Below are 22,821 nucleotides of genomic sequence, written 5' to 3' on the forward strand. Positions count from 1 at the left end.
GCGGTGGCGGCGACGAGTCCCTTCCGGGCAGACCTGCTCAGCGACACCCTGACCCGGCCCTCCGAGGCCATGCGCGAGGCCATGGCGCGCGCGGAGGTCGGCGACGACGTCTTCGGCGAGGACCCGACGCTGCGCGCCCTCGAGGAGCGCGTCGCCGGGATGCTCGGGCACGAGGCCGCGCTCTTCACGCCCTCGGGCTCGATGGCCAACCAGCTCGGCGTGCGGCTGCACGTCAAGCCGGGCGAGGAGCTCATCGGCGACTCGCTCGCCCACGTCGTGCGGGCCGAGCTCGGAGCCGCCGCGGTGCTCTCGGGCATCTCGTCGCGCACCTGGGTCTCCGAGCGCGGTCGCTTCCGCGCCGACGACGCCGCGTCCCTCATGATCACCGGCGTCGGGCCGTACCAGGTCTGCACGTCGCTCGTGATCGTCGAGAACACCCACAACTTCGGCGGCGGCACCGTGCAGTCGCTCGACGAGATCCGCCGGGCGCGGGAGGTCACGCGTCAGCGCGGGGTCGCCATGCACCTCGACGGGGCGCGGCTCTTCAACGCGCACGTCGCCTCCGGAGTGCCGGTCGGTGACTACGGCCGTGAGTTCGACACCGTCTCGATCTGTTTGAGCAAGGGTCTCGGCGCTCCGGTCGGCAGCGTGCTCGTGGGCTCGGCCGATGCCATGGCCGAGTCGCGCATCTGGCGTAAGCGCTTCGGCGGAGGCATGAGGCAGGCCGGGATCCTCGCTGCCGCAGGCCTTTTCGCGCTCGACCACAACGTCGAGCGCTTGGCCGACGACCACGCCCGGGCGCGACGAGCCGCCGAGGCGATGGCGGAGGCCGCCCCCGGCGCCGTCGACCTGGCCACGGTCGAGACCAACATCGTCATCGTCGACGTGGCCGCGGTCGGCTGGACCTCCGCCGCCTTCGTCGACGCAGCCCTCGCCGCCGGCGTGAGGACGTATGCCGTGGGGCCGGGTGCCGTGCGTCTCGTCTGGCACCTCGACGTCGACGACGCCGGCACCGACGTCGCGATCGACGTCCTCACCGGCCTGCTGCGCGCGGCGCCCGAGGCCGCCTGACCCGGACGCACGCCTCCCCGCACCGAACGCCGCGTTCGGTGCCGAACTCACTGGTAGAACAGCGCTTTCGCCACCGAACGCCGCGTTCGGTGGGGAGGGTGGGTGGTCTCAGACCTCGTGGTGGAGGGCCTCGCTGGGCAGCTCGCCCGGGCGCCGCCGCGCGAGGAGCTCGACGGCGTACATCGCGGTGAGCACGAGCGCGCCGCCGATGACCATCCGCAGCGTCGCGGTCTCGTCGCCCAGGGTCACGGCGAAGAACGCCGCGAAGACCGGCTCGAGCGTCATGACGATGGCCGCCCGCGTGGCCGGCATGTGCGCCTGCGCCCACGTCTGGACCCACAGGGCCAGGATGCTGGCGAAGACGACCATGTAGAGCACCGACGCCCACTGGCCCGGCCCGCTCGGCAGGACGACGCCACCGGGCAGGGCGCCGACGACGCAGAGCACGGCGATGACGACCATCTGCACGACGGACAGACCGGTCGCGATCTCGGAGGCGCTGTAGCGGCCGAGGCCGACGATGTGCAGGGCGTAGAGAGCGGCGGCGAGCAGGGTGAGGGCCTCGCCGACCCCGACGGAGAAGCCGTTGAGCGAGAGCAGGGCCAGGCCCACGGTCGCGAGCCCGACTGCCGCCCAAGTGGATCCGGCCACGCGCTCGCGCAGCAGGACGGCGGTGAAGACCGGGGTGAGCACGACGTAGGTGCCGGTGATGAAGCCCGACACGGAGGCCGGTGTCGTCGCGAGGCCCTGCGTCTGGAAGATCTGGGCCAGACCGTAGAGGGCGCCGAGACCGACTCCCACGAGGACCTGACGACGGCTCAGGGCCCGCACCGGCCGCCAGAACACGAGAAGCATGATGACTGCGGACAGGCTGAAACGCACCGCGAGGAAGTCGACGGGCGGGACGGTCTCGACCAGATCGCGGATGAGGAAGAACGTCGAGCCCCACACGGCGGTGAGGGCGACGAGGAGCAGGGTGGCCAGGCGCGTGCGCGCCGCAGGTGTCACGGACGGCCTCAGACGATCGTCAGGTGGATCGTCGTGCCCTTGGGCACGGGCGTGCCCGCTGCGGGGTCCTGGGCTCGGACCTTCTTCTCGAAGAGCTCACCGAAGGGGTACTGCTTGTCGACCTTGAAGCCGAGGTCGGTCAACGTCTTCTCGGCGGGGGTGTCCTGCTGGTCGACGACGTTGGGCACGGGCACCAGCACCGGCCCCTTCGACACGACGACCGTGACGGCGTCGCCACGGTGCAGCGTGCCCCTGTCGGGTGACTGTGAGACGACCTGGCCGGCGGGCACGGCGTCGCTGTTGACGTCCTCGCCGCGCTGCACCGTGAGCCCGGCCCTCGTGATGGCTGCCGAGGCCGCGTCGAACGGTGCGCCGGTGACCGTGGGCACCTCGATCGGCTCGCGCCCCTTCGAGACGACGACGGACACCGAGGTGCTGCGCCTGACGGACTCGCCGGGTGCGGGGTCCTGGGCGATGACGACTCCCTTGGCCACCGTCTCGCTCCACTCCTCGGAGCGGTCGCCGAGCCGGAGCGTCAGGGGTGACAGGGTCGCCCCGACGTCGCCGAGCCGGGCGCCGACGAGCTTCGGGACGGCATACCGCTCCTTGCCCTTGGAGACGACGAGACGGACGGTCGACTCCTTGCCGAGCTCGCTCCCCGCGCCGGGCTCGACGCGGAGCACGACGCCCTTGGCCCTGCCCTCGGAGAACTCCTCGACGGTCTCGACCGTCAGGGCGGCCTGTTCGATCGCGCCCTCGGCCTGAGCGACCGGCTGGCCGACCACGGCCGGCACGACGGTCGAGCCTCCCGGTCCGGCCGTGAACCACCAGCCTCCGAACGCGACACCGCCGACGACGAGGAGGGCCGCGAGCCAGAGCGGCCACCGTCGTCGGCGGCCGGCCCGTCGGTCGATCGGCATGGCTGCGGTGTGCTCGAGGGCGGGACCGTCGTCGTGGACGGGCATCCCGGCGAGGGCCGCGCGTCCGACCTCGTTGGGTCGGGTGCGGTGGCGCTCGGGGGAGCTCGGCAGGTCGGCCCGCTCCGGCCGAGCCGGGGCGGGCAGGTGCGTCGTCGACGAGACGGACGGCAGCACCGAGGTGGTGGCGGGGTCGGTGGCGACCGCGTTGCCACGTCGGTCGAGCTCGTCGGCCGTGAGGCCGCGGCGCACCCCCCGCAGCGCAGCGACAAACGCGGCGGCCGACTCGAAGCGGTCCTCGGGCTCGAGTGCCGTCGCGCGGGCGACGAGCTGGTCGAGCTCGGCGGGGACACCGGGGACGACCGAGCTCGGCGTGACGATCGATCCGTGGACGTGGTTGTACGCGATCTGGATCGGAGTGCCGCCGGTGACGGCCTTGCGCCCGGTGAGCATCTCGAAGAGGAGCAGACCGGCGGCATACACGTCGCTGCGGGTGTCGGCGACTCCGCGCTCGACCTGCTCGGGGGAGAGGTAGGAGACCGTGCCGAGCAGGACGCCAGTCTGGCTCGTCGCGGCCTGGTTGGTGATCGCGCGCGCGAGGCCGAAGTCGGCGACCTTTACCTCGCCGTCGCGTCGCACGATGACGTTCTCGGGCTTGACGTCGCGGTGGATCATGCCGGCCACGTGGGCCGCCCTGAGCGCCAGGAGGATGGGCTCGAGGATGGCGAGCGCCTCACGTGCCGTGAGGGGCGCCTCCTCGTGGATGACGTCACGCAGGGTCTTGCCCTCGACGAGCTCCATGGCGAGGAAGACCTCGCCGTCGTCCTCGCCCTGGTCGAAGACGGCCACGACGTTGGGGTGGCTCAGGCGGGCCGCGGACCGGGCCTCGGCGCGGAAGCGCTCGACGAAGACGTCGTCGGTGGCGAGGCCGGGGCGCATGATCTTGAGCGCCACCTCCCGGTCGAGCCGTCCGTCCAGCGCCACGTAGACAGAGGCCATGCCTCCGTCTGCGAGGTGGGAGAGGATGCGGTACCGGCCGTCGATCACCCGACCGACGAGGGCGTCCGCCACGCTGGACGTCACGCCCCGCAGTTTACGGGCTGGGTCTGCGCATCCCGTGCAGGCCAGCCGCGGCGGGGTCTCGCGGTGCGGGCGCGCTGCCCGCCCCGATGGGCGCGCCGGTCAGGCGCACCGCGAGACCTCCGCCTGCGCTCCGCGCCCGAGGGGCCGTCCGGCGACCTCCCCGTCGGGCGGCTCGGGACGCGGAGCGGCACCCCGTCAGAGGCGGTCGTAGACGGCCATGACGTTGGCCACGTAGCGCTTCGTGTCCTCGTACATGCCCTTGGTGCGGACCGAGTAGAGGCCCTGGTAGTAGCCGGCGATGGCCTGCTCGCGCGAGTCCGCGCTGGCCTGCAGGGCGCGGATGATGAGGACGCCTCCGGTGATGTTGTCCTGCGTGTCGTAACGGTCGAGCGTCCGGCCCGCGAGCTGCGAGGCCCACGTCTGGGCCACCGGCATGAGCTGCATGACGCCGACGGCGTTGGTGTAGGAGACGGCGCGCTGGTACCACCCGGACTCGAGGTAGCCGATGGCGAGAGCGAGCTTCGGGTCGACGCCCTGGCGGGTCGCGGTCGCCCGGATCATCGCGGCGGTGTCGGTGCGGCTGGGCACGTCCATGGCCGCGAGCTTCGCCTTGCTCTCGGCGACGGCCTGCGCGGTCTTGCTGGGGTACTGGTAGCCCGGCGCGGGGGCCGGGGCGGGGGCCGGTGTCGTGGGCGCGGGGGCCGAGACGGTGCCGGGGATGACGATCTTCTGGCCCACGTAGATGCGGCCCGCGTCGGCCAGCTTGTTGGCCGCGAGCAGCTTGGTCAGCGAGACGCCGTAGCGCTGTGCGATGACGCTCATGCTGTCGCCCGCCTTGACGACGTAGATCGTGCCGGCACCGCTCGGGGTCGTCGGTCCCGTCGCCGGCTTCGAGGGCGTCGGGGTGGAGGGCTTGGGCGCCGACGGCGTCGGGGTGGCCGGTGCCTTCGCACCCGGCACGCTGATCCGCTGCCCGACGAAGATGAGTCCTGCGTTGGGGAGCCGGTTCGCGGCGAGGAGCTTGGTCAGCGAGACCCCGTAGCGCTTGGCGATCCCGCTCATCGTCTCGCCCGCACGCACGACGTGGATGACGGTGGCGGTCGTGCTCGCCGGGCGGACGGTTGACGCCGTCGACGCGGCGGACCGGGCCGGGGTCGCCGAGGGGCGACCGGGCACGAGGAGCTTCTGCCCCGGGTGGATCACCGATCCGCGTGCGGTGAGCCGGTTCTTCTCGACGATCGCCTGGACGGTCGTGTGGTTGGCGAGGGCGAGGTGCCAGATCGTGTCACCCGGGCGGACCGTGACGGTCTTCCACGGGGTGGCGGCCACGGGGGCCACGGCGGCGTGTGCGGGTAGCGCGAGCGCGGCGACGTCGGCGAAGGGCATGGGGTGGAGTCCTTTCCTGGAGCCCGAGCTGAGTTCGAGAAGCGTGGAGGGGCGTTCGGAAGGGGTTCGGTGAGGTACTGGAGGGTGTTGTGATGCTGCTGCGGTGTTGTGAGGTGCTGTGTGACGCTTGTGAGCGGAGTGGCGCCTGTGACGATAGCGCATAATTGAGCACTAAAGTATAAATACACCCGTGTAATTCGTCCCGGTCTGCTCCAGCACGCCTCGGTCGGCGGTGTGCGCGGACCGGTCGGGACGGTGGCAGACTCTCGTCCTGTGAGCGAGACCCCTGAGCTGCAGCCCGACGTGCCCACCACCCGTGACCTCGAGTCGCTCGTCGGGGAGTGGCTGACCGTTCCCGACGCCGCCGAGCGGTTCGGTCTGCAGCTGTCGCAGGTGCGCCAGCTCATCGCCGACCGCGAGGTGCTCGCTGCCCGCATCGGTGAGCGGCGCGTCGTCGCGATCCCGGCGAAGTTCTTCGACGAGACCGGCCCGCGGCCCGAGCTGCGCGGGACCTTCACCGTGCTCGCCGACGGTGGCATGGACGACGACGAGATCATCGAGTGGCTGCACACCCCCGACGAGACGCTGCCCGTCGAGGGCGCTCCCATCGACGCCATGCTGGCCGGCCACAAGACCGAGATCCGGCGCCGGGCGCAGGAGCTCGCCTTCTGACGCGTCCTGGCGCGTCCTGACGGACCGAGGGCGTATGCCGTCCGGCCGGGTCGTCAGGACCGGCGGGCCGTCGAGACCGCGACGAGCGCCTCGAGGACGTCGAGCGCCGACGTGTCGTAGGAGCCCGTCGCCCGGGCCCGGTCGACGGCGCGGCAGGCCTCGTCGGCCAGGGTCGCGATGAGGCTCTCGACCCGGTCGACCGCCCCGGTGTCGAGCAGCACCCTGCGGATCGCCTCGACGCCGGCAAGCTCGAGGTCGTCGCGCCCGAGGAGGCTCTCGACCGTGTCACGGTCGGTGTCGGACGCCGCGTCGAGGGCGTGGGCCACGAGCACGGTGCGCTTGCCCTCGCGCAGGTCGTCACCCGCGGGCTTGCCGGTGGCCTCGGGGTCGCCGAAGACGCCGAGCAGGTCGTCGCGCAGCTGGAACGCCTCCCCGAGGGCGAGCCCGTAGTTCGACAGGGGGGCGAGCGACCCGTCCGGCGCGCCGCCGACGAGCGCCCCGATGAGCAGCGGGTGCTCGATGGTGTACTTCGCGCTCTTGAAGCGGATCACCTTGCGCGCCGAGGCGACCCGGGCGTCGAGGTCGAGCCCGTCCCAGCCGCGGGCGGACTCGAGCAGGTCGAGGAACTGGCCGCCCATGAGCTGCGTGCGCATCGAGTCGAAGAGCTGACGGCCGCGGGCCAGCTCGTCGGCGGGCAGGCCGCACGTCGCGTAGAGCTCGTCGCACCACGTGAGGCACAGGTCGCCCGCGAGGATCGCGGTGCCCTCGCCGAAGCGGTCGGCGTCACCCGCCCAGCCACGCGCCTGGTGCAGCGAGGCGACGGCACGGTGCGCGGATGGCATACCCCGTCTCGTGTCGCTGCGGTCCATGACGTCGTCGTGGAGCAGGGCGGCGCCCTGGAAGAACTCCATGCTCGCGGCCAGGCGCACGAGCGCGTCGGAGTCGGCGCCACCTGCGGCGCGGTAGCCCCAGTAGAGGAAGCCGGCGCGCAGACCCTTGCCGCCGGTCAGCAGGCCGGACACGGCCGCGACGAGCGGGGCTGTCTCCTCGCCGATCGCGGCCAGCGACTGCGTGGCCCCGGCGATCTGCCCGTCGATCGCCTGCTGCACCCGACGGCGCAGCACGTCGAGGTCGGTGGGGGTCTGCACGGGGTCCTCCATCGAGTCGCGGGAATCGGGGTCAGCCTACGCGGCGCGCGGGTGCGCCCGTGAACAGCCCGGACACCGCGGACGCGCGCGGCTTATGGTGTGCGGCATGGCACACGGCACGGCATCCTCGATGGCGCGGGCGGAGCGGTTCACGCGGTCCATCCCGGCGATGATCGAGGCCGACACCCCGACGTACAGCTTCGAGTTCTTCCCGCCCAAGGACGACGCGTCCGAGGCACAGCTCTGGGACGCCATCCGACGCCTCGAGAAGGTGTCGCCGAGCTTCGTCTCGATCACCTACGGCGCCGGCGGCGGCACCCGCGACCGCACCGTCCGGCTCACCCAGCGCGTCCTCGAGGCGACCTCGCTGACGCCCATGGCGCACCTGACGTGCGTCGGGCACTCCGTCGCCGAGCTGCGCGGCATCGTCGGGTCGTATGCCGCCGCGGGGGTTCGCAACATCCTGGCCCTGCGCGGTGACCCCCAGGGCGGCCTCGGCCAGCCGTGGGTGGCGCACCCCGAGGGCCTCGACCATGCCGACGAGCTCGTCGCGCTGGTCCGGGGGCTCGGCGACTTCACCGTCGGTGTCGCGGCCTTCCCCGACGGCCACCCCGAGTCGGGCGACATCAGCGAGGACGCAGAGACCCTGATCCGCAAGGAGCGCGCTGGCGCCGAGTTCGCCATCACCCAGATGGTCTTCGACGTCGACCACTACCTCCGGCTGCGCGACGAGCTCGCCCGGCGCGGGTCGCGTCTGCCCGTCGTCCCGGCGATCATGCCGATCACCAACGCCCGTCAGGTGGTGCGCATGGCGCAGCTCGCGGGGCAGCCGATGCCGACGGCGGTCACCGACCGTCTCGAGCGGCACGGCGACGACGCCGCCGGGGTCCGGGCCGAGGGCATGGCGATCGCCACGGAGTCGTCGCGCCGCCTGCTCGACGAGGGTGCTCCCGGGATCCACTTCATCACGATGAACCGGTCGTCGGCGACGCTCGAGGTCTTCGGCAACCTCTGACCGGCGCGGAGACTCGGAGGACGAGGGGCCCACCGGCGACAGGTGCGGCCAGCCCGACGACACGAGGACGACCGGCCCCCAGGGAAGGGCCGGCCGTCCGGTGCGTGGACCGGGTCGGTCAGGTGGTGCTCGACGGGGTGGCGGTGCCGTTGGGGGAGGCCGGGGCCTCGCCCTGCTGGCCCGACTGGCCCTGGGGGCCGTCGCCGTCGTGGTCACCGCCACGGCCGCCGGGTCCGCCCGACCCGCCAGGTCCGCCCTCCTGGACGGCCGTCACGGCGAAGGACGCGTCGACCTGCACCGTGATGTGGGTGCCGTCGGTGCGCACCATGTGCGCCTCGTAGACGCCGTCCGAGTCGGTCTCGACGCGCTCGATCGTCGCGGTCGGCTCCTTGGCCTTGGCGGCCGCCGTCACCTTGGCGGCGACGTCGCCAGTGAGCAGCGTCTCGTCGGAGCGCATCGGCTTGCTCGGGTCGGTGTTGCCGTTGGTGTTGCCGTTGGCCTGGGGGCCCTCGCCGAGCTGGCCGTAGCTGGTGGCGGTGCCGGTGGCACCCGTCTCGTCCGCGCTCGCGAGGGCGGCCCCGCCGAGCGCGAGCGCCGACGCGGCCACGATGCCGGCGCCTGCCAGCGCGATGGTCTTGTTCTTCATGCGTTCCACTCCTTCGATGGGCTGGCCTCGTGCCAGCTGTGTCCACCGTCGGCAACAGCCCTGTGTCCCCACCCTCGTCAGGGTGGGGAGGTCCTGTGAGAGGTCTGCGGACCTGTGGGGGCCCAGGTCCGGGGGTGGCCGGCGCTCACCGGGCCGGGCGGTCAGGTCTCCTGGTCGAAGGGTCGCTCGAGACGCTCGTCGGCCCGGGCCGACGGCGGCGGTGGCGCAGCGGTCCCGCGGCGCTCCCGGCGCTCCCGGCGCTCCCGGCGCTCCCGGCGCTCGGAGGGCACGGCGATGCCGACGCGTTCGCCCCACGCGTCGTAGCGGCGCTTGTAGCGGCGGATGCGTGCGGCCAGCTTGTAGACGAGGAACGCGCCGAGCACGAGGAAGAGCAGGGCGATGGCCGCGGCCCACCACGGGTGCGCGATGGCGAGGGCGGTGACGCCCGTGACGGTCACGTCCTCGGTGGTGCTGACGAGGACGTTGCTCGCCGGCTCGGGGGAGGTGTTGACGGCAGCGCGCAGCCCGGCCTTGATCCCGTGCGAGATGAGGGCCGTGACACCACCGGTCGCCGCGCCCACGGCGGCGTCGAGGCTCGCCGTGTCGTGGCCGATGAGGTAGCCGATCGTCGCCCCCACGGCCGGTCTGACGACGGTGTGCACGGAGTCCCAGGCGGAGTCGACGTAGGGGATCTTGTCGGCGAGCATCTCGACGACGAAGAGGACGCCCGCCCCGATGAGCACGTCGGTGCGAGCCAGGGCGTTCGGGATCTGGCTCAGGTTGAAGATCTTGTCGGCCAGCCCGAGGACGAGCACGACGGCGTACGCGTTGATGCCGCTGCCCCACCCGGTGGTGAAGGCCATGGGGATGAGCTCGGCGCCCACGACACCCCTTCGGTCGTGCGCCGGTCGCGGTGCGCCGGTGCGGCTGTGGCCCGACCGGTCGGCCGAGCCCAGGTCCAACGTCCCTGACGCTCCCGTATTCCCGGGGGTGGCGCAACGGGGCGCGCTGCAGGCGGCGGGAGGGGGCAGCGGAACGGGCCCGATCCGTGAGCGGACAGGACCCCTGCGCCCCTCCGTTCGCGGACCGAACCCGCGCCATCACTCTGTCGCCGGGGACGCCGCACGGACCTGAGCACGGGTACTCAGATCGGTCCGGAGCGGGGCGAAACGGACGCGTGCGGAGAGGTCGGCTGCGGCGGCCCGGGATCGCGTGGACGTGACGCGCGGACCGTCTTGACAGGCTGTCGGCGCCAGGGGTTAGGCTTCGAGTATCGAACAGGTGTTCGAACGTCGTCTCTTCGGGTGAGGTGCCCGGGAGGTGAGGTCCGAGCCGGTGTCCGAGCCAGTCAGTTGTCAGTCAGTTGTCAGTTCAAGTCGTCGGTTGGTGTCGGACCGCTCGTGTGGGGCGCGGGTGGTCTGGGTCGTGATGTCCGGCCTCGACGTGTCCGAGGGAGACGTGTCGTGGTGCGCAGGTTCAGTGATGCCGTGCAGGTGAGAGTGCGCGAGCGGGAGCAGCAGGAGCAGTCCGTCGTGGGCCGCTCCGGTGGTCCGGTCGGAAGGTCGACCCGTCCGCCCGGGTCCTCGAGGTCCTCACGGGACTCCGGGTCGTCGGGACCCTCGGGTTCCGAGGCCGGGTCCCTCGAGGCGCCGCCAGAGGCGTTCATCTGGCGCGGGCGCCTCTACGTCGTCCGTGGCGTCCTCGCCCAGTGGCGCGAGCGGCGGGCCTGGTGGCACGACGCGCTCGAGGCCGACGAGGCGCAGGTCCGTCCCGGCGAGACGCTCGTCGCCGCGGCGAGCGAGCAGCACGTCTGGCGCGTCGAGGCGAGCCCGGGATGGTCGTTCACGCCCGGGGTCTACGACCTCGCCCACGACGAGTCCCCGCGCGGCGACCACTGGTCGCTCGTCCGGGTCGCCGACTGAGCCCATGAGACGAGAGAGGAGAGGAACCACCATGACCACCGCCCACGACCTGCGCCGCCCACCCATCTCGGTCGCCGTGCTCGACCTGCTCGAGCGGGGCCGGACCACCCTCGAGACCGCGTGCCGCACGAGCGACGCGTCCGAGCGCTATCGCGACGCCCACCTCGGAGCCCTGCGCGCCGCCGCGGCCCTCGTCGCAGCCCGCACCGTGCCGTCGCCACGTTCGCGACCGCGCAGCGTGTGGCAGGTGCTGCCCGGGGTGGCCCCGGAGCTGGGGGAGTGGGCCGCCTTCTTCGCCGCCTGCTCGGCGCACCGGTCGGTCATCGACCGCGGCGGTCACATCAGCGCACGCGAGTCCGACGACCTGCTGCGCCAGGCCGAGATGTTCCTCGAGATCGTCCAGGACCTCCTCGGTGTCCCTGCGACGATCCCGCTGCCGCAGTCGATCACCCCGGTCTCGAGGAGCCGGGCGAGCGGGTGACGACCGGCATGACCACCACCATCACCAGCGGCCGCACGAGCAGCGCGGCCGGCAGCACCGAGAGCTTCGTGCACCTGCACGTCGCGTCCGGCTACTCCATGCGCTACGGCACGGCCAAGCCGCACCAGCTCGTCGAGCGTGCCGCGGCGTTCGGGCAGCCGGCGCTCGCCCTGACCGACCGCGACGGGCTCTACGGCGCCGTGAAGTTCGTCCGCTCCTGCATGGAGCACGACGTCGCGCCGGTCCTCGGCGTCGATCTCGCCCTCGGCCCCGAGCACCCCGAGCGCCAGCGCAGCCGTCCCGTGCGCACCCCGGTCCGTGGCGGCGCCCTCGTCGACCCGCGGCTCCCGCGGGTCACGGTGCTGGCCCGGGGCAGCAGCACCGGCCTCGCCCCGGGTGCCGGGTGGGCGGCGCTCTGTCGCCTCGTCACGGCGACCCACCTGCACGGCGAGCGCGGCAACCCGGTCACGTCCGCGGCCCTCGTCGCCGAGCACGCGCGCCTGCTGCCCGCCCCGCCCGTCCCGTCCGCAGCGGAGGACGACCGGCCCGGCCGGCCCGAGGGCCGGGGTCGATCGGATGGACGAGGCGGACGGCCTACGCCATCGGGGGCGGACGGTGGGCCGTCCCCGCTCGTCGTGCTCCTCGGGCCCGACTCCGACGTCGGTCGTGCGGTGCTCGCCAAGCGACGCGACCACGCCCGGGCGGTGCTCGAGCGCTGGGTCGCGCTGCTGCCGCGGGGCGCCGTCGTCGTCGAGGTCGTGTGCCACGGCGGGCCCGAGCACCAGCCCGGCAGCCTCGGCCAGGCCGGACGCATGCTCGCGCTCGCCCGCGAGGTCGGCGTGCCGAGCATCATCACGGCCGCGGTGCGCCACGCCGACCCGCAGGACGCCGCCATCGTCGACGTCCTCGACGCCGCCCGGCGGCTCGTCGCGCTCGACGCGCGCCACCTCGACCGCGTCACGACGGCCGGGCACCTCTCGCCGACGCCCCTCATGCACGCGCTCGCCCTCGACGTCGTCCAGGTCTCCGGCCCGGGGCTCGTCGGCGGCGGGTCGCTGGCCCGCGAGCAGGCCCGCGAGCTGCTCGCCCGCACGACGGCGCTCGCCGCCGAGTGCGTCCAGGACCCACGGGCCGACCTCGGCATCGGCTCGGTCCACCTGCCCGAGCCGGGTGTCCTCGGCATCCGGCCCGGCACCAACCCGCACCGCGTCCTCGCGCGACGGTGCCGCGAGTCCATCCCGACCCGCTACCCCGGCCGCACCGAGAGCGAGCTCGTCGCCGTCAGCGACCGTCTCGAGGACGAGCTCGGCGTCATCGAGACGCTCGGCTACGCGACGTACTTCCTCACCGTCGCCCAGGTCTGCGACCTCATCCGCGAGATGGGCGTGCGGGTCGCCGCCCGCGGGTCCGGGGCCGGGTCGCTCGTCAACTACCTCCTCGGCATCTCCGGCGTCGACCCGATGCGGCACGGGCTGCTCATGGAGCGCTTCTGCTCGCCGCTGCGGGCCGAGCTGCCCGACATCGACATCGACGTCGAGTCGGCCCGGCGCACCGAGATCTACGAGCGCATCCTCGACCACTTCGGCGGCGACCGGGTCACGTGCGTCTCGATGATGGACACCTACCGGGTGCGCCACGCGATCCGCGACGCCGGGGCCGCGCTCGGGCTCCCGCCGCCCGAGGTCGACGCCATGGCCAAGGCCTTCCCGCACATCGCCGCCCGCAACGTCCGCAACGCCCTGGCCGAGCTGCCCGAGCTCCGGGCGAGCGGCCTCGACGTGCCGCGCCTGCAGCTGATGTTCGACATCGTCGAGCGCCTCGACGGCCTGCCCCGGCACATCGCGCTGCACCCGTGCGGGGTCGTGCTGTCCGACTCCGTCCTGCTCGACCGCACCCCCGTCGAGGCGAGCTGGCTCGGCTTCCCGATGAGCCAGTTCGACAAGGACGACGTCGAGGAGATGGGGCTGCTCAAGCTCGACGTCCTCGGCATCCGGATGCAGTCCGCGATGGCGCACGCGATCGAGGAGGTCGAGCGCGTCGACGGCGACCACGTCGACCTCGACGACGAGTCGCAGGTGCCCTTCGACGACGAGCCGACCTTCGAGCTCGTCCGCTCGACGAAGACCCTCGGCTGCTTCCAGATCGAGAGCCCCGGACAACGCGAGCTCATCGGCAAGTTCGGGCCGCGCACCTTCGACGACCTCATCATCGACATCTCGCTCTTCCGGCCCGGCCCGGTCAAGAGCGACATGATCATCCCGTTCCTCAACGCGAGGCAGGGGTGGAAGGACCCGTCCTACCTCCACCCGTCGCTCGTCCCCGCGCTCGAGGAGACCGAGGGCGTCGTCGTCTTCCACGAGCAGGTGCTCATGATCGTCGCCGAGACCACCGGGGTGACCCTCGCCCAGGCCGACGAGGTGCGCCGCACGCTCGGCACGCCCGACGGGCAGAAGCGGATCGAGGCGTGGTGGCGACCGGCGGCCCGGGACCGCGGCTACGCGCCCGAGGTCGCCGACAAGATCTGGGAGGTCCTCAAGGCGTTCGCCTCGTTCGGGTTCTGCAAGGCGCACGCCGCGGCCTTCGCGCTGCCCACCTACCAGTCGGCCTGGCTCAAGACGCACCACCCGGCAGCCTTCCTCGCAGGGGTGCTCACCCACGATCCCGGGATGTACCCCAAGCGCCTCATCCTCGACGACGCCCGCACCTTCGGCATCGCGATCCTCGGGCTCGACGTCAACGTCTCGACCGGCGCCTACCGCTTCGAACGCACCGACGACGGCGGCGAAGCCATCCGGCTGTCGCTCGCCGACGTCCACGGCATCAGCGAGGCCGAGGTCGCGCAGATCGTCGCCGGACAGCCCTACTCCAGCCTCTCCGACTTCTGGCAGCGTGCCCACGTGTCGCGGCCCGTCGCCGAGAAGCTCGTGCTCGCAGGGGGATTCGACTCGTTGCACGACATCGACCTCGGCGGTCCGTCCCGTCTCGACGAGAGCGGGTCCGGGGTCGTGGGCCGGGCGCGGGGCGGCCTCGGCCGTCGTGGCCGGGTCACCCGGCGCGACCTGCTGCTCCACGTCGCCGAGCTCGACCGCTGGTCCTCCTCGCAGCGGTCGTCACGCCGCTCCTCCCATCGGGTCTCGGCCGCGAGCCGGTCGTCGGGACCGGGCTCCTCACGGGGTCGCGTCACGTCCGTCTCCGCCACGGGAGACATCCGGGCCCTCGCCGCCGCCCAGTCGCAGGGCTCCGCCGGGGCGCCCGAGCAGATCGCGACCCAGCTGACGCTCGACCTCGGCGACACGCCGCGGCTCTCCGCGACGAGCGGCCTGCCGGAGATGACCGGCCCGGAGCGGGTCCGGGCCGAGCTCGAGGTGCTCGGCCTCGACGCGAGCGGTCACGTCGTCGACTTCTACGGCCCGCTGCTCGACGCGCTCGGCGTGACCCGGGCGCGCGACCTGCTCTCCGGGCGCAGCGGCCGCGAGGTCCTCGTCGCCGGGGTCAAGGTCGCCACCCAGACCCCGCCGATCCGCACCGGGCGCCGCGTCGTCTTCCTCACGCTCGACGACGCCACCGGCCCGGCTGACCTCACCTTCTTCGAGGACGTCCAGGGCCCGTATGCCGCCACCGTCTTCCACTCGTGGCTGCTGCTCTGTCGGGGGGTCGTGCGGCGCACCGGTCCACGCGGCGTCTCGATCCGGGCCACCGGCGCGTGGGAGCTCTCGGGCCTGCAGGACGCGTGGACGTCCGGGGGCATCACCGCCGTCCGCGACGCGCTCGAGGCCGCCGACCGGTCGGCGTGGGAGCGCGCCACCGCGCTCGCCGGACCCGACGGGGCACGGTCCGGCGTCGGCGAGGGGCCGGACGGCCGGCGGGTGCTCGTCCACGCCTCGGGGTTCAAGCAGTCGCCGTACGCCGACATCAAGCCGGCGGGCGACGACGTCCGGGGACCGCGCGGCACGAGCGGGCTCGTGCCCACCGAGACGGTGGGCGGCCCGCCACGCAAGCTGTGGCACGCGAGTCCGGGAAGCTCGGGGCACTAGGGTGATGACGCACACGAACCACACGCGGCACCACGCGTACCACGTTCCCAGACGGAGGATCCCGTGCCCGACGAGCAGCGCCCCCAGCGACGTGGAGGGGTCCGGCCGTCGGCCGTCGTCTCGGCCGTGGGCCACCTCGCCGACGAGTGCTCGCAGCGCCTCGGCCGGCCGCTCGAGGTGCTCGACCTCGGTGGCGGCACCGGTGGCGTCGCCGTCCCGCTCGCCGAGGCCGGTCACCACGTCACCGTCGTCGACCCCAGCCCCGACGCCCTCGCCTCGCTCGGTCGCCGGGCCCGCGAGGCCGGCATCGTCGACCGCATCACGGCGGTCCAGGGCGACGGTGACTCTCTCGGCTCCGTCCTGGCCGGGCGCCACGTCGACCTCGCCTGCTGCCACGGCACGCTCGAGTTCGTCGACGACCCCGCGGCGACGCTCCACGCCATCGCGCAGGCGCTGGGCGACGGCGGCGTCCTGTCCCTGCTCGTCTCCGGCCGACTGTCCGTCGTCTTCGCCAAGGCCATCGCCGGTGAGTTCGGCCAGGCCCGCGCGGCCCTCGTCGACCCCTCCGGTCGCTGGGGGAGCACCGACCCGCTGCCGCGCCGCTTCGACGTCGAGCAGCTCGAGACGCTCCTCGCCGACGCCGGCTTCACCGACGTGCGGGTGCGTGGCACCAACATCCTCGGCCACCTCGTCCCGGCCTCGCTCATCGACTCCGAGGCCGACCGCGTCGCCCTGGCCGAGCTCGACGAGCTGCTCGTCACCGGTCCGGGGCGCGAGTTCCTCCGGACCCTCGGCAATGCCCTCCACGTCGTCGCGCGCCGCGACTGACCGCGCCCTCGTGAGCGCGTCGACCCGTCCGACGGGCCGACGATGAGCCGCCGCCAGTTCACCGCGCCGACCCGGGCCGGCTCCGAGCCACCCGACGACACCGGCTGCACCGTCCTGCACGTCGACATGGACGCCTTCTACGCGTCCGCCTCGCTCATCTCGCGGCCTGAGCTGCGGGGCAGACCCGTCATCATCGGCGGCGCGAGCGGGCGGTCCGTGGTGCTCTCGGCAACCTACGAGGCGCGGGCCTTCGGGGTCACCTCGGCGATGCCGATGGCCAGGGCCCAGCGGCTGTGCCCGCAGGCAGTCATCATCGAGCCCGACCACCGCCGCTACGCCGCCATCTCCGAGGCCGTCATGGCGACCTTCGCGACGATCACCGACAGCGTCGAGCCGCTCTCGCTCGACGAGGCCTTCCTCGACGTCTCCGGGGCCGTGCGCCGCCTGGGCCGTCCGACCCAGATCGCCGAGCAGCTGCGCGACACGATCGCCGACGAGCAGGGCATCACGTGCTCCGTGGGGGTGGCCTCGACGAAGTTCGTCGCCAAGCTCGCCTCCAACCTCGCCAAGCCCGACGGGCTCATCGTCGTGCCGCGCGAGGAGGTCGTCTCGTTCCTGCACCAGCTGCCCGTCGGCGCGATCTGGGGCGTCGGCGACAAGACCGAGGAGCACCTGCACCGCCTCGGCCTGCGCACCGTCGCCGACCTCGCGCACACGCCCGTCGAGACCCTCCAGCGTGCCCTCGGCGACGTCTCCGGCCGGAGCCTGCACGACCTCGCGTGGGGTCGTGACCCCCGGTCCGTCGTGCCGGAGCGACGCGAGAAGTCGATCGGCGCCGACGAGACCTTCGCGCACGACATCGACGACCCCGTCCGCATCCACCGCGAGCTGCTGCGACTCGCCGACCGCACCGCGGCCCGGGCCCGGTCCGCCGGCATGACGGGGCGCACCGTGTCGATCAAGGTCCGCTTCGCCGACTTCACGACGATCACCCGCGCCAAGACGCTGCGCCACCACACCGACGTGTCCCGCGACATCTTCGCGACGGCCCGCGAGCTCTACGACCGCCTCGGCCTCCAACGCGCCCGCATCCGGCTCGTCGGGGTCCGCCTCGAGGGGCTCGTCCCGTCGGCCGTCGCTCCCATCCAGGCCACCCTCGACGAGCCCGAGCACGGGTGGCGAGAGGCCGACCGCGCGGTCGACCGCGCGAGCGCCAGATTCGGAGCCGGGTCGGTGCGTCCGGCGTCACTCATGCCCGACCGACCCTCGGGTTCCCAACGCGCTCGGCGCGACCTATCCTGAGGGAAAGAAGTCCGCGTCGGCCGTTTCCGACATACGATTCGGGCACAGTCGATTTCGCACCAGGGAGGTGCCAGGTGGCACTCTCGGAACACGAGGAAGCACTCCTCCAGCAGATGGAGGAAGCCCTCTACGCCGAAGACCCTCGATTCGCCTCGCGGATCGAGAAGACGAAGTCGCGCGGTCTCGGCCGTGGACGCCTCGTCGCCGGAGTGGTGGCTGCGGTCGTCGGTCTCGCCCTGGTCGTCTTCTCGGCGATGAGCAGCAGCATCTGGCTCGGTGCGGTCGGCTTCGCCATCATGGTCGCGGGCATCGTCTACGCGATCACCCCGTCGAAGACGAAGCTCGCAGCCGTCGCCAGCGACGGCACCACCAAGCCGCGGGCCGGCGGCAAGGCCAAGGCCGCCTCCGCCAAGCAGGGCACCTTCATGGAGCGCCTCGAGGAGCGGTGGGAGAAGCGCCGCCGCGACCAGTGGTGACGCGCCGCTGACCGGCCCCCACCTCCACGGACGCAGACAGGACCCCGACGGAGACCGTCGGGGTCCTTCACATCTCCGGGCCGTGTCAGACGAGAGCCTCGCGGGCGGGTCAGGGTCGCGTGGCGTAGACGCCGAGAGCCCACGTCGCGATCATCGCGAACGCCGTGACGAGCTCGATGCCGATGTTGAGGGCCACCGCGCGGATGGCCTGGGTCGTCGCGTGCCAGGCCGGTGCATGCCCCCGGTGCTTGGCCAGCTCGAGGACGTAGATCGTCAGGACGAACCCGAGGGGTCCGCCCACGACGGGCACGACGAAGAAGCCCACCACGGCGACGACCAGCGCCACCGCGACGATGACCCCGTCGACGCCCGCGGTCTTCATCCGTCGCCCGGGGACGAGGTACTGCGCGACGAGGCCCACGGCATACAACAGGGTCGCGATGCCGAAGACGAGCCAACCCGGCCCGTCCTGACGTTCGAACGCCCACACGAGCGTCGCACCCCAGACCAGCAGCAGCCCCGGCAGCACCGGGACGACGATGCCGACGGTGCCCACGATCATCGCGAGCAGAACGAGGACGTTCGTCGCAGTGATCACGGGGCAGCCGTCGGCGGCGTGCGGATCAGGATGGGGTCAGGAGGGGCCGGGCCGGAGATCGCCTCTGGACTCAGTGTTCGTCCACGGGAGCAGATCCCGGGACCTCGGTGAGTCGTTCCGTCTCGTCGCGGATGTCGAGAGCCTTGTCCTTCAGCGCCGGGAGGTGCTCCCGTCCGTGGTGCGCGCAGAAGAGCAGCTCTCCGCCGGAAACGAGGCGGGCGCGGATGTAGGCCTGAGCCCCACATCGGTCGCAGCGGTCAGCAGCAGTCAGTTCGGGTGCCAGTGCTGTCGTCATCGTATTTCGCCTCTTTCCTCCCTCGGGGGTCCCCCGGAGGGAAACCCTGCCATGTACCTACGACGCCCGATCGGTCCATCCGGTGGACCTCTCGCGCCTCGTGGACGTTCCAACAGTGAATCACGTCGAAACCTTCCCGATGGTGAGGCTCGGTCAGTGAGTCGCCCGCCGGAGCAACATCGTTACGTGTCAGTGATTCGGCGCGCCGCCCAGATACGGATTGGCAGGCCGCTCCCGACGGGGCTCGCGGGGCTGCCGGGGCTGGTGCCCGACTCGTCGGTGAGGTCCGTCACCCGGGGGAGCCGCGAGCCTCCCGAGGGCGGTCGGTGGAGGTGGCTAGGCTTCCCCTGCCAGCCCTACACAGCCCGACCGCTGGCCGCACACCGACGGAAAGAGAACGACACACCGTGGCCTCCGCCTCACGACCCGCTCCCTCCGGCAACGGCGACTACACCGCCCGCCACCTCCAGGTCCTCGAGGGCCTCGAGGCCGTGCGCAAGCGCCCCGGCATGTACATCGGCTCGACCGACCAGCGCGGCCTCATGCACTGCCTCTGGGAGATCATCGACAACGCGGTCGACGAGGCCCTGGCCGGCGTGTGCACCGACATCGAGGTCATCCTCAGCGGCGACGGGTCCATCGAGGTCCGTGACAACGGTCGCGGCATCCCCGTCGACATCGAGCCCCGCACCGGCCTGTCCGGTGTCGAGGTCGTCTTCACCAAGCTGCACGCGGGTGGCAAGTTCGGTGGCGCGTCGTATGCCGCCACGGGTGGTCTCCACGGGGTCGGCGCCTCCGTCGTCAACGCCCTGTCCGCGCGGCTCGACGTCGCGGTCGACCGCGGCAGCAAGACGTACGGCATGAGCTTCCGGCGCGGCGAGCCCGGCACGTTCGCCGACCGCACGGCGATCCACTCGCCCGACTCGGAGTTCACGCCCTACGAGAAGAAGAGCGCGCTGCCCGTCGTCGGCAAGGCCAAGCGGGGCGTCACCGGCTCGCGCGTGCGCTTCTGGCCCGACCGGCAGATCTTCCTCAAGGACGCCGAGCTCGACTACGATGCCATCCTCGGACGCGCCCGCCAGACCTCCTTCCTCGTCCCCGGCCTGCGCCTGGTCATCCGCGACGAGCGACGCCTCAAGGGCACGCCCGGCGAGGAGGGCACCGTCGAGGAGGTCTTCCAGCACGACGGCGGCATCACCGACTTCGTCGAGTACCTCGCGCCCGACACTCCGATCACCGACGTGTGGCGCCTCGAGGGCTCCGGCACGTTCACCGAGACCGTCCCGGTCCTCGACGTCAACGGCCACATGACCCCGACCGAGCTCGAGCGCGAGTGCGGTGTCGAGGTCGCCCTGCGCTGGGGCCAGGGCTACGACACGAAGGTCCAGTCCTTCGTCAACATCATCACCACGCCCAAGGGCGGCACCCACGTCACCGGCTTCGAGCAGTCCATCGTCAAGGTGTTCCGCAAGCAGCTCGAGGTCAACGCCCGACGCCTCAAGGTCGGCAACGACAAGCCCGAGAAGGACGACATCCTCGCGGGCATGACCGCCGTCGTCACGGTGCGTCTGGCCGAGCCGCAGTTCGAGGGCCAGACCAAGGAGGTCCTCGGCACCAACGCCGTGCGCGCCATCGTGGCCAAGGTCGTCGAGACGGAGCTGACCGACCGCCTCACGTCGACCAAGCGCGGCGACAAGGCGCAGGCGGCCCTGCTGCTCGAGAAGGTCGTCTCCGAGATGAAGTCGCGCATCAGCGCGCGGCTGCACAAGGAGACCCAGCGGCGCAAGAACGCCCTCGAGAGCTCGACGCTGCCGTCGAAGCTGCGCGACTGCCGCACCACCGACGTCGAGCGCTCCGAGCTGTTCATCGTCGAGGGTGACTCGGCCATGGGCACCGCCAAGGAGGCCCGCAACTCCGAGTTCCAGGCGCTGCTGCCGATCCGGGGCAAGATCCTCAACGTCCAGAAGGCGTCGGTCTCCGACATGCTCAAGAACGCCGAGTGCGCCTCGATCATCCAGGTGATCGGCGCCGGCTCGGGTCGCAGCTTCGACCTCGGCGCGGCGCGCTACGGCAAGGTCATCATCATGACCGACGCCGACGTCGACGGCGCCCACATCCGCACGCTGCTGCTGACGCTCTTCTTCCGCTACATGCGTCCGCTCGTCGACGCCGGTCGCGTCTACGCCGCCATGCCGCCGCTGCACCGGCTCGAGGTCATCAACGCCGGGGCCAAGAAGAACGAGCTCATCTACACCTTCAACGAGCCGGAGATGCGCCGCACTCTGGCCCGCCTCGAGAAGTCGGGCAAGAAGATCAAGCAGCCGATGCAGCGCTACAAGGGTCTCGGCGAGATGGACGCCGACCAGCTCGCCGACACGACGATGGACCCGCGTCACCGCACGCTGCGCAAGGTGACGATGCGTGACCTCGAGGCCGCCGAGCGCGTCTTCGAGCTGCTCATGGGCAACGAGGTCGCACCGCGCAAGGACTTCATCATCGAGTCCGCGGCCGAGGTCGACCGCGAGCGGATCGACGCCTGAGCGCAGCGATCCAGGCCCCTGACGTGTCTGTGGGGTGACGGGACCTCCGGCGCGGCACAGCATGCCGTGCTTACGATGTGTCCCTGCCGGCGCGACTCCCTCCGCCGGTACGCGTCGAGAAGGGGAATCGATGGTGGGCAACGTCAACGCCGAGGAGTCGGTCGCCGACGAACGGTCCGGCGCGCTCGACGCGCTCGACGAGCCGGGCGCGCAGCCCGACACGGGTCAGGTCGCCCCGTCGGAGGAGGTCGACGGCACGAGCTTCACCGTCACGCTCCCGAGCCCGGCCGCACCGGACGACGCCGCCGTCCCCGACGAGCCGGACCAGCTCTCGGGCTCGCCCGACGCCCCCGACGAGGACGTCGCCGTGGCCGGCATCGACATCGCCCCCGACCGCACCGCACCGGCACCGACGCGCTACCTCACGCCCGACGAGCTGCACTGGGCCGCCGAGACCATCGAGGCCATCTCGACGGCCTTCGCCTCGAAGGTGGTCGGCCAGGCACGTCTGCAGGAGACCCTGCTCATCGCCCTGATGACCGGCGGCCACGTCCTCCTCGAGAGCGTGCCCGGGCTGGCCAAGACGACGGCGGCGCAGACGATCGCGCAGGCGGTGGGCGGGTCGTTCCACCGCATCCAGTGCACCCCGGACCTGCTGCCGAGCGACATCGTCGGCACGCAGGTCTACAACCAGCACTCCGGCACGTTCGAGACCCAGCTCGGTCCCGTCCACGCCAACTTCGTCCTCCTCGACGAGATCAACCGCAGCAGCGCCAAGACGCAGTCGGCGATGCTCGAGGCGATGCAGGAGCGCCAGACCTCCATCGGTGACCGCAGCTACGCGCTGCCCGACCCGTTCCTCGTCCTCGCCACCCAGAACCCCATCGAGCAGGAGGGCACCTACCCGCTGCCCGAGGCGCAGATGGACCGCTTCATGCTCAAGGACGTCCTCGACTACCCGTCGCCGGCGGAGGAGGCCGAGGTGCTGCGGCGCATCGACTCCGGCATCTTCCTCACGGCGTCCGAGCCGGTCGTGTCCGTCGCCGACGTCAAGCGGCTGCAGGGGCTCGTCGGCCGGGTCTACATCGACCCGGCGATCGTCAACTACGTCGTCGGCATCGGCTACGTCACGCGGCACCCGCGCGACTACATCGAGCCGCGCCTCGCCGGCTACGTCGACTTCGGGGCGAGCCCGCGGGCGAGCATCTCCTTCACGAGTGCGGCGCGGGCCCGCGCCCTCGTCGACGGCCGCAACCACGTCGTCCCCGACGACGTCAAGGCGCTGACGCACCGGGTGCTGCGGCATCGCGTCACGCTCGGTTTCGAGGCGGCTGCTGACGAGGTCGCCGTCGAGAGCATCATCGACGCGATGGTCAACGGGATCCGCACCCCCTGACCG

The 22,821-nt window shown here is 72.2% G+C and carries 19 protein-coding genes; 11 read left to right on the forward strand and 8 right to left on the reverse strand.

Features of this window, described 5'->3' with window-relative positions:
- The first annotated feature begins 3 nt into the window (after window positions 1-3).
- The gene (locus AC1DW8_RS14275; RefSeq protein ID WP_478094820.1) at window positions 4-1,071 is read left to right on the forward strand and encodes a threonine aldolase family protein; all 1,068 of its coding nucleotides are present in this window, start codon (window positions 4-6) and stop codon (window positions 1,069-1,071) included.
- A gap of 108 nt (window positions 1,072-1,179) precedes the next feature.
- Here AC1DW8_RS14275 and AC1DW8_RS14280 read toward each other — a convergent pair whose 3' ends face one another.
- The 3 genes from AC1DW8_RS14280 to AC1DW8_RS14290 form a co-directional block, all read right to left on the reverse strand.
- Window positions 1,180-2,079 (reverse strand): DMT family transporter, encoded by a 900-nt coding sequence (locus AC1DW8_RS14280; protein ID WP_478094821.1) that lies wholly within the window; start codon window positions 2,077-2,079, stop codon window positions 1,180-1,182.
- A gap of 8 nt (window positions 2,080-2,087) precedes the next feature.
- Window positions 2,088-4,079 carry a Stk1 family PASTA domain-containing Ser/Thr kinase gene (pknB, locus tag AC1DW8_RS14285; RefSeq protein WP_478094823.1) on the reverse strand — a complete coding sequence of 664 codons (1,992 nt, stop codon included), beginning with the start codon at window positions 4,077-4,079 and terminating at the stop codon, window positions 2,088-2,090.
- A 195-nt stretch (window positions 4,080-4,274) separates the two neighbouring features.
- Window positions 4,275-5,465 (reverse strand): lytic transglycosylase domain-containing protein, encoded by a 1,191-nt coding sequence (locus tag AC1DW8_RS14290; protein WP_056825199.1) that lies wholly within the window; start codon window positions 5,463-5,465, stop codon window positions 4,275-4,277.
- A gap of 273 nt (window positions 5,466-5,738) precedes the next feature.
- On the opposite strand from AC1DW8_RS14290, the gene AC1DW8_RS14295 reads away from it, so the two are divergent.
- A complete protein-coding gene (locus AC1DW8_RS14295) occupies window positions 5,739-6,137 on the forward strand; it encodes an Rv2175c family DNA-binding protein (protein WP_478094825.1) in 399 nt (132 codons plus the stop codon).
- 53 nt (window positions 6,138-6,190) lie between these two features.
- On the opposite strand, the gene AC1DW8_RS14300 is transcribed toward AC1DW8_RS14295, so the two are convergent.
- The gene (locus tag AC1DW8_RS14300) at window positions 6,191-7,297 is read right to left on the reverse strand and encodes a polyprenyl synthetase family protein (RefSeq protein WP_478094827.1); all 1,107 of its coding nucleotides are present in this window, start codon (window positions 7,295-7,297) and stop codon (window positions 6,191-6,193) included.
- Between the two features lie 94 nt (window positions 7,298-7,391).
- Here AC1DW8_RS14300 and AC1DW8_RS14305 point away from each other — a divergent pair, with 94 nt between their 5' ends.
- Window positions 7,392-8,300 carry a methylenetetrahydrofolate reductase gene (locus AC1DW8_RS14305; RefSeq protein WP_056781276.1) on the forward strand — a complete coding sequence of 303 codons (909 nt, stop codon included), beginning with the start codon at window positions 7,392-7,394 and terminating at the stop codon, window positions 8,298-8,300.
- A gap of 118 nt (window positions 8,301-8,418) precedes the next feature.
- Here AC1DW8_RS14305 and AC1DW8_RS14310 read toward each other — a convergent pair whose 3' ends face one another.
- Both AC1DW8_RS14310 and AC1DW8_RS14315 read right to left on the reverse strand, forming a co-directional pair.
- Window positions 8,419-8,946 (reverse strand): hypothetical protein, encoded by a 528-nt coding sequence (locus AC1DW8_RS14310; protein WP_056781067.1) that lies wholly within the window; start codon window positions 8,944-8,946, stop codon window positions 8,419-8,421.
- A gap of 161 nt (window positions 8,947-9,107) precedes the next feature.
- Window positions 9,108-9,830 carry a DUF4126 domain-containing protein gene (locus AC1DW8_RS14315; protein WP_056825201.1) on the reverse strand — a complete coding sequence of 241 codons (723 nt, stop codon included), beginning with the start codon at window positions 9,828-9,830 and terminating at the stop codon, window positions 9,108-9,110.
- A gap of 579 nt (window positions 9,831-10,409) precedes the next feature.
- On the opposite strand from AC1DW8_RS14315, the gene AC1DW8_RS14320 reads away from it, so the two are divergent.
- From AC1DW8_RS14320 to AC1DW8_RS14345, 6 genes are all read left to right on the forward strand, one after another.
- Complete coding sequence (locus tag AC1DW8_RS14320; protein ID WP_235508628.1) at window positions 10,410-10,868, forward strand: DUF6504 family protein; 459 nt, start codon at window positions 10,410-10,412, stop codon at window positions 10,866-10,868.
- Window positions 10,869-10,899: 31 nt separating this feature from the next.
- A complete protein-coding gene (locus tag AC1DW8_RS14325) occupies window positions 10,900-11,349 on the forward strand; it encodes an SAV_6107 family HEPN domain-containing protein (RefSeq protein ID WP_056781063.1) in 450 nt (149 codons plus the stop codon).
- An 8-nt stretch (window positions 11,350-11,357) separates the two neighbouring features.
- Window positions 11,358-15,383: a DNA polymerase III subunit alpha gene (locus AC1DW8_RS14330; RefSeq protein WP_478094831.1), complete on the forward strand. Its 4,026-nt coding sequence runs from the start codon at window positions 11,358-11,360 to the stop codon at window positions 15,381-15,383.
- A 63-nt stretch (window positions 15,384-15,446) separates the two neighbouring features.
- Window positions 15,447-16,211 carry a class I SAM-dependent methyltransferase gene (locus AC1DW8_RS14335; protein WP_020145492.1) on the forward strand — a complete coding sequence of 255 codons (765 nt, stop codon included), beginning with the start codon at window positions 15,447-15,449 and terminating at the stop codon, window positions 16,209-16,211.
- Between the two features lie 42 nt (window positions 16,212-16,253).
- Complete coding sequence (gene dinB / locus AC1DW8_RS14340) at window positions 16,254-17,513, forward strand: DNA polymerase IV (RefSeq protein WP_056781059.1); 1,260 nt, start codon at window positions 16,254-16,256, stop codon at window positions 17,511-17,513.
- 74 nt (window positions 17,514-17,587) lie between these two features.
- Window positions 17,588-17,989, forward strand: coding sequence for a DUF3040 domain-containing protein (locus AC1DW8_RS14345; RefSeq protein WP_082620078.1), 402 nt, complete (start codon window positions 17,588-17,590; stop codon window positions 17,987-17,989).
- Window positions 17,990-18,098: 109 nt separating this feature from the next.
- Here the strand turns inward: AC1DW8_RS14345 and AC1DW8_RS14350 are convergent, their stop codons facing one another.
- Both AC1DW8_RS14350 and AC1DW8_RS14355 read right to left on the reverse strand, forming a co-directional pair.
- A complete protein-coding gene (locus AC1DW8_RS14350) occupies window positions 18,099-18,587 on the reverse strand; it encodes a DUF456 domain-containing protein (protein WP_056781053.1) in 489 nt (162 codons plus the stop codon).
- A gap of 70 nt (window positions 18,588-18,657) precedes the next feature.
- Window positions 18,658-18,882 (reverse strand): DUF7455 domain-containing protein, encoded by a 225-nt coding sequence (locus tag AC1DW8_RS14355; protein WP_028785799.1) that lies wholly within the window; start codon window positions 18,880-18,882, stop codon window positions 18,658-18,660.
- 407 nt (window positions 18,883-19,289) lie between these two features.
- On the opposite strand from AC1DW8_RS14355, the gene AC1DW8_RS14360 reads away from it, so the two are divergent.
- On the forward strand, window positions 19,290-21,422 hold the full coding sequence (locus AC1DW8_RS14360; protein WP_056781050.1) for a DNA gyrase/topoisomerase IV subunit B: 2,133 nt from the start codon (window positions 19,290-19,292) through the stop codon (window positions 21,420-21,422).
- Window positions 21,423-21,804: 382 nt separating this feature from the next.
- A complete protein-coding gene (locus AC1DW8_RS14365; RefSeq protein ID WP_369793483.1) occupies window positions 21,805-22,818 on the forward strand; it encodes an AAA family ATPase in 1,014 nt (337 codons plus the stop codon).
- The last annotated feature ends 3 nt before the right edge of the window (window positions 22,819-22,821 follow it).

Source organism: Terrabacter sp. P2_E3 (assembly GCF_056403915.1).

Bases quoted from the DNA above. Each gene is read 5' to 3' on its own strand.
- AC1DW8_RS14290 (WP_056825199.1), bottom strand. From the start codon at position 5,465: ATGCCCTTCGCCGACGTCGCCGCGCTCGCGCTACCCGCACACGCCGCC.
- AC1DW8_RS14300 (WP_478094827.1), bottom strand. From the start codon at position 7,297: ATGGAGGACCCCGTGCAGACCCCCACCGACCTCGACGTGCTGCGCCGT.
- AC1DW8_RS14305 (WP_056781276.1), top strand. From the start codon at position 7,392: ATGGCACACGGCACGGCATCCTCGATGGCGCGGGCGGAGCGGTTCACG.
- AC1DW8_RS14310 (WP_056781067.1), bottom strand. From the start codon at position 8,946: ATGAAGAACAAGACCATCGCGCTGGCAGGCGCCGGCATCGTGGCCGCG.
- AC1DW8_RS14325 (WP_056781063.1), top strand. From the start codon at position 10,900: ATGACCACCGCCCACGACCTGCGCCGCCCACCCATCTCGGTCGCCGTG.
- AC1DW8_RS14330 (WP_478094831.1), top strand. From the start codon at position 11,358: ATGACCACCACCATCACCAGCGGCCGCACGAGCAGCGCGGCCGGCAGC.
- dinB (WP_056781059.1), top strand. From the start codon at position 16,254: ATGAGCCGCCGCCAGTTCACCGCGCCGACCCGGGCCGGCTCCGAGCCA.
- AC1DW8_RS14355 (WP_028785799.1), bottom strand. From the start codon at position 18,882: ATGACGACAGCACTGGCACCCGAACTGACTGCTGCTGACCGCTGCGAC.